This window comes from Archangium gephyra (genome assembly GCF_049060025.1).
GTDB classification, from domain to species: domain Bacteria; phylum Myxococcota; class Myxococcia; order Myxococcales; family Myxococcaceae; genus Archangium; species Archangium gephyra_A.
The window spans coordinates 1781617-1792621 of sequence record NZ_JBMEQQ010000002.1 but is presented as its reverse complement, the minus strand read 5'-3'; the positions used below and the strand labels follow the sequence as shown (position 1 = coordinate 1792621).

Sequence of the window (11005 nt, the reverse complement as noted above, 5' to 3'; positions counted from 1 at the left end):
TCATCATTTCCATGCTGGGCGTGCTCAAGGCGGGTGGCGCGTACGTGCCGTTGGATCCGGCATGGCCCTCGGCGCGGCTCCAGTCGCTGGTGGAGGACTGCGGTGCCGCCGCGGTGCTCGTGCAGTCGTGGACCTCCGCATGGCTGGAGGGGAGGGCGGTGCCGCGCCTGGTGTTCGACACGCCAGCGGACCTCGAGGCGCTCTCCCGGGCCCCTCGGACGGCTCCCGAGGTGGAGGTGCACCCCGGACAGCTCGCGTACATCATCTATACGTCGGGCTCGACGGGCAGGCCCAAGGGCGTGCTGGTGGACCACCGCAACGTCTGCAACACCGTGCGGGTCTCCCGTTGGGCCTGGGCCGTGGGTCCGGGCAAGCGGGTGTTGCAGTTCGCCTCGGCGAGCTTCGACGCCTCGGTCTCGGAGATCTACGGCGCGTTGCTCGACGGCGCGGCGCTGGTGGTGGCCTCGCGCGAGGCCATCCAGCCCGGGCCGGAGCTGGCGCGGCTGCTGCGCGAGCAGCGGATCCACGCGGCGATGTTGACGCCCTCCGTGCTGGAGGTGACGCCCTGCGAGGCGCTGCCGCTGCTGGAAACGGTGATGGCGGCGGGCGAGGCCTGCAACCCCGGGCTGACGAAGCGCTGGGGCACGGGTCGACGCTTCATCAATGTGTACGGGCCCACGGAGATCACCATCTGCGCGACCCTGGCCGACTGCGTGCCGGGTGCGCCGGTGACGCCGCTCGGCCCACCGATCGGTGGCGCCCGGCTCTACGTGCTGGATGCGGACCTGCGCCCGGTGGCCCAGGGCGTGCGCGGTGAGCTGTACGTGGGCGGCGCGGGCGTGAGCCGGGGCTACCTCGGGCGGGCTGAGCTGACGGCCGAGCGCTACCTCCCGGAGCCCTTCAGTGGAGAGCCCGGGGCCCGCATGTACCGCACGGGCGACGTCGTGCGGTGGATGCCGGACGGACAGCTCGAGTTCTTTGGCCGCGCCGACGAGCAGGTCAAGGTGCGTGGCTTCCGTATCGAGCTGGGGGAGATCGAGGCCGCGCTGCGTGCCGAGCCCTCGGTGGGCGAGGCGGTGGTGGTGGTGCGCAAGGGCGCTCAGGGCGAATCAAAGCTGGTGGCGTACGTGGTGCCAAATACCCCGCCAAATACCCCTCTCCCTCCGGGAGAGGGACGGGGTGAGGGTGCCACGGCTCCCGGGTTGGATCTCTCCAGGCTGCGCGCCTTCCTGCGTGAGCGCCTGCCCGAGTACATGGTGCCCGCGGCCTTCGTGCCGCTCGCGGCGCTGCCCCTCAACACGAGCGGCAAGGTGGATCGCAAGGCGCTGCCCGCGCCGGAGCAGACGCGCGAGGTCCCCAGTGGCTACGAGCCGCCGCGCACCCCGGAGGAGCGCACGCTGGCAGAGGTCTGGGCCCAGGTGCTCGGGCACGAGCGGGTGGGCATCCATGACGACTTCTTCGAGCTGGGCGGCGACTCCATCCTCGCCATCCAGATCATCTCACGGGCCGGGCAGGCGGGAGTCCACGTCACCGCGAAGCAGCTCTTCACCCATCCGACGATCGCCCGGCTCGTCACGGTGGCGGGCTCGGCGCCGGGGATCGCCGCCGAGCAGTCGCTGGTGACGGGACCGGTGGTGGCCACCCCCATCCTGCGCTGGTTCTTCGAGCAGGAGCTGCCGGAGCCCCACCACTACAACCAGGCGCTCCTCTTCACCCTGTCCGAGCCGGTGGAGGCGGAGCTGCTCGAGCGGGCGCTGCGGCACCTGCGGCTGCACCACGACGCGCTGCGCCTGCGCTTCAGCCGGGACGCCGAGGGGTGGCACGCACGCAGCGGAGACGGCGAGGGCGTCTTCCCGTTGGAGCAGGTGGATCTCTCCGGGCTGGAACCGGCGGCGCGTCTCGCGGCCCTGGAGTCCCATGCCGCCCGGACGCAGGCCTCGCTGGAGCTGGAGAGCGGGCTGCTCGGGCGCGCGGTGCTGTACACTCTGGACGCGGGGGAGCCTCGCAAGCTGCTGCTCGTCCTCCATCACCTCGTGGTGGATGGGGTGTCGTGGCGGGTGCTGCTGGTGGATCTCCTCACGGTGCTGGCGCAGCTCCGGGCAGGGGCTCCGGCCGTCCTGCCGCCGAAGACCACCTCCTTCCAGCAGTGGGCGGAGCGGCTGGACGCCCATGCGCAGACGCCGGCCGCTCGCGAGGAGGCCGCGTACTGGTTGGGGCTGCCCTGGGATCGCGTGTCGCGCCTGCCCGTGGATCTCCCCGGCGGTGACAACACCACGGCTTCCGCCCGGCAGGTGGGCGTGGAGCTCGACGCCGCGGAGACGCGCGCGTTGCTCCACGACGTGCCGCGCGCCTGGCGGACGCGGATGGACGAGGTGCTCCTGGCCGCGGTGACGGAGGCCTTCCGCCGCTGGACGGGCGCACCGGGACTGCTCGTGGCCCTGGAGGGACACGGGCGCGAGGAGCTGCTGGCGGACGTGGACGTGTCGCGCACCGTGGGCTGGTTCACCAGCCTGTATCCGGTGCTGCTCGAGACGGGCGACGGGCTGGAGTCGGGGCTCAAGCGCGTCAAGGAGACGCTCCGGAGCATTCCCCGGCGCGGCATGGGGTTCGGCGTGCTGCGCTACCTCACGAGGGAGCCGGAGCTGTCCGCCCGCTTGAAGGCGCTCCCGGCGCCGGAGGTCTCCTTCAACTACCTGGGACAGGTGGACCACGTCCTGCCCGAGGGCTCGCCGCTCTCCCTGGCTTCCGAGCCGGTGGGCCCCACCGCGTCCGCCCGGGCCCCGCGTGCGCATCTGATCGACATCAACGCCATCGTCTCCCAGGGCCGGCTCCAGGTCTTCTGGACGTACAGCGGAAGCATCCATGCGCGGGAGACCGTCGAGGCGCTCGCGCGGGACTTCCAGCTCGCCCTGCGCGGGCTGATCTCCCGCTGCTCGGAGGAGGGCGTGGGAGGCTTCACGCCGTCCGACTTCCCGCTCGCACCGCTCGGGCAGGAGGCGCTGGACGCGCTGGTGGCGCGGGTGACGGGAGGGGATGCCCGGAGCCGGCGGAACCTCGAGGATCTCTACCCCCTCACGCCGCTCCAGCAGGGGCTGCTCTTCCATGTGCTCCAGGCCTCGGGCAGCTCGGGCGTGTACCTCAACCAGATGTCCTGGGAGGTGCACGGGGCGCTGGACGTCACCTCGGTGGCGCGGGCGTGGCAGGAGACGGTGGCGCGGCACACGGTGCTGCGGACGGCCTTCCTCTGGGAGGGCCTGGAGGCGCCGCTGCAACTGGTGATGCGGGAGGTGCAGCTCCCCATCCGCTCGGAGGACTGGCGCGAGGTTCCGCCCGGGGAGCGACAGGCCCGGCTCGCCGCGTGGCTGGAGGAGGATCGCCGCCGGGGCTTCGAGCTGGAGCGGGCGCCCCTGATGCGGCTGGCGCTGCTGCGCACCGGGGAGCAGTCGTGGTGCTTCGTGCTGAGCTACTCGCACCTGCTGCTGGATGGCTGGTCGTTGCCGCTGCTCATGGGCGAGGTGTTCGGACGTTACGAGGCCCGGGCTCGGGGACTCACGCGCTCCTGGCCCGAGGCGCGCCCCTACCGGGACTTCATCGAGTGGTTGAGCCGGAAGGATCTGGGAGAGGCGCGGGAGTTCTGGCGCCGCTCGCTCGCGGGGTTCAGCTCGCCCACGAGGGTGGCGGCCGATCGCGGACCGGTGCCGGACGGCACGCCCGTGCGCCGGGAGCAGCGGCTGCGGCTGGAGCCGGGGCAGGCCGCCGCGCTCCAGGCGTTCTCGCGCCGCCACCAACTCACCCTGGGCACGTGCCTCCAGGGCGCCTGGGCGCTGCTGCTGCGCCACCACTCGGGTGAGGACGATGTCGTCTTCGGCAACACGCTCTCCGGCCGCCCCGCGACGTTGCCTGGGGTGGAGGAGCTGGTGGGCCTGTTCATCAATACGCTCCCGGTGCGCGTGCGGGTGCCTCGCGGCCAGCCCGTGGGCGAGTGGTTGCGCGAGCTCCAATCGTGGCTGCTGGAGATGCGGCAGCACGACTACACGCCGCTGGTGGAGGTTCAGCGCTGCTCGGAGGTGCCGCTCGGGACGCCGCTCTTCGAGACGCTGGCGGTCGTGGAGAACTACCCGGTGGACGCCGCGCTCGGGAAGGGCTCGGAGCTGGAGATCCGCGACGTGCGGGGCCATGAGCTCGACAGCTTCCCGCTGACGCTGATCGTCGACACGCACCAGGGGCTGAGCCTGCACCTGTTCCATGACGAGCGCCGCATCGACGCGGCGGACGCGGCGCGGATGCTGGGGCACCTGAAGGTGCTGCTCGCGCGGATGGTGGAGTCGGCGGAGCGCCCGGTGGCGGAGCTGTCTCCGCTGGACGAGGGGGAGCGCCAGCGGGTGCTGCGCGAGTGGAACGCGACGGCGGTGGCGCGCGAGGACGGGGTGGGGCTCGCGGCGCTGCTGGAGGCGCAGGTGGCGCGCATGCCGGAGGCGCTGGCGGTGGGGATGGGTCCGGTGCGGCTCACCTTCCGCGAGCTGGACGCGAAGGCCAACCAGGTCGCGCACCGGCTGCGGCGGATGGGCGTGGGCCCGGACGTGCGGGTGGGCCTGTGCGTGGAGCGCTCTCTGGAGCTGGTGGTGGGCCTGTGGGGCATCCTGAAGGCTGGCGGCGCGTACGTGCCGTTGGATCCGGCCTATCCGCCCGAGCGGCTGCGCTACATGCTGGAGGACTCGGGGGCGGGAGTGGTGGTGACGGCGGGCGAGGCGGCTGAGGGGCTCGTGGGGCCCGGGCAGGCGCTGTTGCGGCTGGACGTGGAGCAGCAGGCGTTGCGCGCGGAGCCGGAGACGCCGGTGCCGGGCGGCGCGGGGCCGGAGCACCTGGCGTACGCCATCTACACCTCGGGCAGCACGGGTCGGCCGAAGGCGGTGATGGTGCGCCAGCGCGCGGTGGCCAACCTCATCGAGGCGCTGCACCGCGCGGTGTACGCGCCGCTGAAGCCGGGACAGCGGGTGAGCGTGAATGGCTCGGTGTCCTTCGACACGTCGGTGAAGCAGCTCTTCCAGGTGCTGCGCGGACACATGCTGGACCTGACGCCGGAGGCTCGTGCGCTTCGACAGTGAGGAGCTGCGCGGCTACCTGGAGCGGCAGCAGGTGGACGTCTTCGACTGCACGCCCTCTCAGCTCCAGTTGTTGCTGGAGACGGGCTGGTTGGAGGAGGCCACGCGTCCCGTCACCCTGCTGGTGGGCGGCGAGGCCATTTCCGAGACGCTGTGGCGGCGGCTGGCGGCCTCGCGCACGGTGCGGACGTTCAACGTGTACGGCCCCACCGAGTGCACGGTGGACGCGACGGTCTGCCCCGTGACGGAGGAGTACGAGCGTCCCGTGCTGGGCCGGCCCATCGAGAACGTGCGGCTGTACGTGCTGGACCGCGGCGGGCAACCGGTGGGCGTGGGCGTGGCGGGAGAGCTCTTCATCGGTGGAGCGGGGCTGGCGCGCGGGTACCTCGGGCGGCCGGACGCGACGGCCGAGCGCTTCGTGCCGGATGCCTTCAGCGGCGAGCCCGGAGCGCGGCTGTACCGCACGGGAGACCGGGCGCGGTGGTTGCCGGACGGGACGATGGAGTTCCTCGGGCGCGTGGACTTCCAGGTGAAGCTGCGAGGCCACCGCATCGAACTGGGCGAGGTGGAGTCCGCCCTGCGAGAGCAGCCCTCGGTGCGAGACGCGGTAGCCGTCGTCCGCGAATACGGGCCAGGAGACCAGCGCCTGGTGGCCTACGTGGTGCCAACTCCCCCAATTCCCCCAACTTCCCCTCTCCCCCCGGGAGAGGGACGGGGTGAGGGTCTACAGCCCCCCGGGTTGGATCTCTCCGGGCTGCGAGCGGCCCTCGAGACACGGCTGCCCAAGCCGATGATCCCCTCGGCCATCGTCGAGCTCCCCGCCTTCCCGCTCACGCCGAGCGGCAAGGTGGACCGCAAGGCACTCCCGCTGCCGGGAGCCATCCAGGCGGCCACGGGCTTCATCCCGCCGCGCACGGACACGGAGCGGAAGCTGGCGGAGCTGTGGTCGCGCACGCTGGGCGTGGAGCGCGTGGGCGTGACGGACTCCTTCTTCGAGCTGGGAGGGCACTCGCTGCTGGCCACGCAACTGGTCTCGCGGGTGCGAGGCACCTTCGGGGTGGAGCTGCCGCTGCGCGCCGTCTTCGAGTCGCCCACGTTGGAGGGGCTCGCCCGCCGGGTGGAGGAGGCGCCGCGGATGGCCACGGGCGCGGCCGCACCGCCGCCGCTGGTGGCGTACCGGGGCCCGAAGGAGGAGGTCCCGCTCAGCTTCGCGCAGCAGCGGCTGTGGTTCCTGGAGCGGCTGCGGCCCGGAAGCGTGGCCTACAACATCCCCTATGGCGTCCGGCTGACGGGCACCCTGGAACTCGAGGCCCTGGAGCGGGCGCTGGAGACGATCGTCCAGCGCCACGAGGTGCTGCGCACGGTGTTCGGTGAGCACGAGGGCAGGCCGGTGGCGCGTGTCGCGGAGCGGATGAAGGTGCCGCTCGGGCGGGTGGAGCTCTCGGGGCTCGGGGTGGACGAGCGGGAGGCCGAGGTGCACAGGCTCGCGGAGCGGGAGGCGCTGAGGCCCTTCGCGCTCGCGGAGGGGTCGCTGCTGAGGACCGTGCTGCTGCGCCTGGGAGAGCGCGAGCACGTGCTGCTGCTGACGGTGCACCACATCGTCACGGACGGCTGGTCCACGGGCATCTTCGTGCGGGAGCTGGCGGCGCTGTACGCGGCCTTCACGCGCGGGGAGCCGGGCCCGCTGGCGGAGCTGCCGTTGCAGTACTCGGACTACGCGAGGTGGCAGCGCGAGTGGTTGAAGGGCGAGGTGCTGGAGGCACAGCTCGCGTACTGGAGGCAGCGGCTGGCGGGCAGTCCGCCCGTGTTGAACCTGCCGCTGGACAGGCCGCGCGCCGAGGAGCCGGAGTTCCACGCGGGCACGAGGCCGTTCTCCCTGCCGGGGGAGCGCCTGGCGCGGCTCGAGGCCCTGGGGCGGCGCGAGGGGTGCAGCCTCTTCATGGTGCTGCTCGCGGGCTTCCAGGCGGTGCTGGCGCACTGGAGCGGGCAGGAGGACGTGGTGGTGGGCACGCCGGTGGCGGGGCGCACGCGGGTGGAGGTGGAGGGGCTGATCGGCTTCTTCGTCAACACGCTGGTGCTGCGCACGCAGGTGGGCGGAGCGCCGACGTTCCGGGAGCTGCTGGCGCGGGTGCGCGAGGTGGCGCTGGGGGCGTACGCGCACCAGGACGTGCCCTTCGAGAAGCTGGTGGAGGAGCTGCGGCCGGTGCGGGACGTGCGGTACACGCCGCTCTTCCAGGTGATGTTCTCGCTGCAGAACGTGCCCCGCGCGTCGCTGGAGCTGCCGGGCCTCACGCTCACCGGCCTCGAGACGGTGACGGACAGCTCGAAGTTCGATCTCTCGCTGTCGCTGGAGGAGGCGGAGGGCGGAGTGCGAGGGCAGCTCATCTACAACGCCCGGCTCTTCGACGAGGGCACGGCGGCGCGGTGGATGACGGAGCTGGAGGCGTTGCTCGGCGCGGTGGCGATGGAGCCGGATCAGCCGCTTCCGCGCCTGTTGGGAGAGGGCACCGGGGCGCGCCCCATGCCACCTCCGCCGCTGCTTCCCGCGCACCCGGCGCGGCTCGGGTACGTGGAGCCCGAGGGCCCGGTGGCACCCAGCCTGGCCCGGCTCTGGCGCGAGCTGCTCCGGGTGGAGCGGGTGGGCATGCACGACAACTTCTTCGACCTGGGCGGGCACTCGCTGCTGGCCACGCAGCTCGTGTCGCGGGTGCGCAAGGAGCTCGGGGTGGAGGTGCCGCTGCGGGCCCTCTTCGATGCGCCGACGCTCGGGGCTCTGGCCGCGCGCATCACCTCGGTGGGTGGGGCGGCGGCCACGGCGGCACCCCTGGTCCGGGCGGTGGACACGGACGGGCCGCCGCAGCTCAGCTTCGCCCAGCAGCGGCTGTGGTTCATGGAGCAGCTCCAGTCGGAGAGCACGGCGTACAACATTCCCTATGCGCTGCGGCTGGAGGGCCGGTTGGAGCGGGAGGCGCTGGAGCGCGCACTGGAGGAGGTGGTGCGCCGGCACGAGGTGCTCCGGGCCTCCTTCAAGAGTCAGGCGGGCGAGCCGGTGATGCACATCGCCGAGCCGCCGCGGCTGCCGCTGTCACCAGTGGACCTGTCGGAGATGGACGCGGGACAGCGGCGCGAGGCGGTGGAGTTCTTCGCCTCCGAGGAGTCGCTCCGGCCCTTCGAGCTGTCGCGGGCTCCGCTGCTGCGGGCGACGCTGCTGCGGCTGGGAGAGCGGGAGCACGTGCTGTTGCTGACGGTGCACCACATCGCCTTCGACGGCTGGTCGGCCTCCATCCTCTTCCGGGAGCTGGCGGCGCTGTATGACGCCTTCTGCCGTGGGGCGCCGAGCCCCCTGCCGGAGCTGGCGCTGCGGTACGCGGACTACGCGAGGTGGCAGCGGGGGTGGCTGAAGGGCGAGGTGCTGGAGTCGCAGCTCGCGTATTGGAGGCAGCGGCTCGCGGACAGTCCGCGGGTGTTGGACCTGCCGCTGGACAAGCCGCGTCCGGCCCAGAGGTCCCCGCGTGCGGGCCGGGTGCCGGTGGTGCTGTCGCTCGAGCTGAGCGAGGCGCTGGAGGCCCTGGCGCGTGAGGAGGGCAGCAGCCTGTTCATGGTGCTGTTGGCGGGCTACCAGGCGCTGCTGGCGCGCTGGACCGGCCAGGAGGACGTGGTGGTGGGCACGCCGGTGGCGGGGCGCACGCGGGCGGAGGTGGAGGGACTGATCGGTGTGTTCGTCAACACGCTGGTGCTGCGCACGGATGTGAGCGGAGCGCCCGCGTTCCGGGAGCTGCTGGCGCGGGTGCGTGAGGTGGCGCTGGGGGCGTACGCGCACCAGGACGTGCCCTTCGAGAAGCTGGTGGAGGAGCTGAGGCCGGAGCGTGAGTCGGGGCACTCGCCGCTCTTCCAGGTGCTGTTCGTCATGGAGAACCTCCCGGCGCGCGAGGTGGCGCTGCCGGAGCTGAAGCTGTCGCCGGTGGAGCGGGAGGGCGTGGAGGCGAAGCTGGATCTGACGTTGGGCTTCACTCGGACGCCGGAGGGGCTGCGGGGCGTGTTCCTGTACGACGCGGCGATCTTCGAGCCGGAGACGATCCATCGGTTGGCGAGGCACCTGGAGACGCTGTTGGCGGCGGTGGCGCGGGCGCCGGAGCGGCGGGTGACGGACGTGGAGCTGCTGGTGGGGGAGGAGCGGGCCCGGGTGTTGGAGGAGTGGAGCCGGGGGCCGCGGGTGGAGGGGTCGGTGGAGAGCCTGGCGCGGGTGCTGGAGCTCCAGGTGGCGAGGACGCCGGAGGCGCTGGCGGTGGAGGGGAGCGGGCAGCGGCTGAGCTACCGGGAGCTGGAGGCGAGAGCCCGGAGCCTCGGGCACCGGCTGCGGCGCGAGGGCGTGGGCCCGGAGGTGCGCGTCGGCGTGCTGCTGGAGAAGAGCGTGGAGGCGGTGGTGGCCTTCTGGGGCATCCAGAAGGCGGGGGGCGTGTACGTGCCGCTGGAGGCGGTGCTGCCCGCGGAGCGCCTGGAGTGGATGGCTCGGGACGCGGGCGTGCGCGCGGTGGTGACGAGGCGCGGCCTGGAGGCGCGGTGCCGGTTGCCCGAGGCCGTGTCCGTGGTGCGGCTGGAGGAGCTGGAGGAGACGGCGGGCGAGCTGGAGGCGGGAGTCCAGCCGGGCAATGCCGCCTATATCCTTTATACGTCGGGCAGCACGGGGCGGCCCAAGGGCGTGGTGGTGACGCACGAGGGCGCGTGCGATCTGGTGCGTAGCAAGGCTCGGGCGTTTGGGGTGGGAGCGGACAGCCGGGTGATGCAGCTCGCGTCGCTGGGCTTCGATGCTTCCATCTGGGAGTACCTGCTGCCGGTGTCGGTGGGCGGGGCGCTGTACGTGCCCGCGGGCGGGAGGGTTCCGCTGGGCGAGGAGCTGCGGCGCGAGCTGGTGGAGGGCGCGGTGACGGTGGTGACGCTGCCGCCCTCGGTGCTGGCGCTGCTGCCGGACGAGGGGCTGGAGAACCTGGAGGTGGTGAAGTCCGTGGGCGAGGCCTGTCCGGCCGGGCTGGTGGAGCAGTGGGGCAGGGGCCGGCGCTTCATCAACGGGTATGGCCCCACGGAGGTGACGGTGTGCGCCACGTGGGAGGAGTGCGTGCCAGGCGGAGGCCGGCCGGGCATTGGCGGGCCGCTGGGCAACGTGCGCGCCTACGTGCTGGACGGGGCGATGCGGCCGGTGCCTCCGGGAGTGGCCGGAGAGCTGTACCTGGGAGGCCCTGGGTTGGCGCGGGGCTACGTGGGGAGGCCGGAGCTGACGGCGGAGCGCTTCGTCCCGGATGCGCTCAGTGGCGAGCCGGGAGCGCGGCTGTACCGCACGGGGGACGTGGTGCGGTGGAGGGCGGACGGGCGGCTCGACTTCCTGGGCCGGGTGGACGCGCAGGTGAAGGTGAACGGCGTGCGCATCGAGCCGGGCGAGGTGGAAGCCGCGCTGCGGGAGCTGGCCGGGGCGAGGCAGGCGCACGTGAAGGCGTGGAAGGGCCCCTCGGGCGAGTCGCGGCTGGTGGCGTACGTGGTGCCAAATACCCCTCGCCCGCCGGGAGAGGGTCGGGGTGAGGGTGCCACGGGCCCCGGGTTGAGCCTCGAGGCCGTGCGTACCAGGCTGAAGCAGCGGCTGCCGGAGTACATGCTGCCGTCGGCCCTGGTGGTGCTGGAGGCCCTCCCCCTGACGTCCAGCGGCAAGGTGGATGGACGGGCCCTGCCCGCTCCGGAGGAGGCCCGCCCGGCGGCGAGGGCCATCGTCGCGCCGAGGAATGAGCTGGAGCGCGAGCTGGCGCACCTCTGGGAGGAGTTGCTCGGGGTGGAGCCGGTGGGAGTGACGGACTCCTTCTTCGAGCTGGGTGGGCACTCGCTGATGGCCACGCAGCTCGTGTCGCGGGTGCGCCAGG

The 11005-nt window shown here is 72.8% G+C and carries 1 protein-coding gene and 1 pseudogene; both read left to right on the top strand.

Features of this window, described 5'->3' with window-relative positions:
- The first annotated feature begins 11 nt into the window (after positions 1 to 11).
- Positions 12 to 5105 carry an amino acid adenylation domain-containing protein gene (locus ACN28I_RS07850; RefSeq protein WP_420941478.1) on the top strand — a complete coding sequence of 1698 codons (5094 nt, stop codon included), beginning with the start codon at positions 12 to 14 and terminating at the stop codon, positions 5103 to 5105.
- Positions 5089 to 10995, top strand: a pseudogene (locus tag ACN28I_RS07845) (amino acid adenylation domain-containing protein); the annotation flags it as partial. The gene ACN28I_RS07850 and the pseudogene ACN28I_RS07845, both read left to right, overlap by 17 nt.
- Between the last annotated feature and the right edge of the window lie 10 nt (positions 10996 to 11005).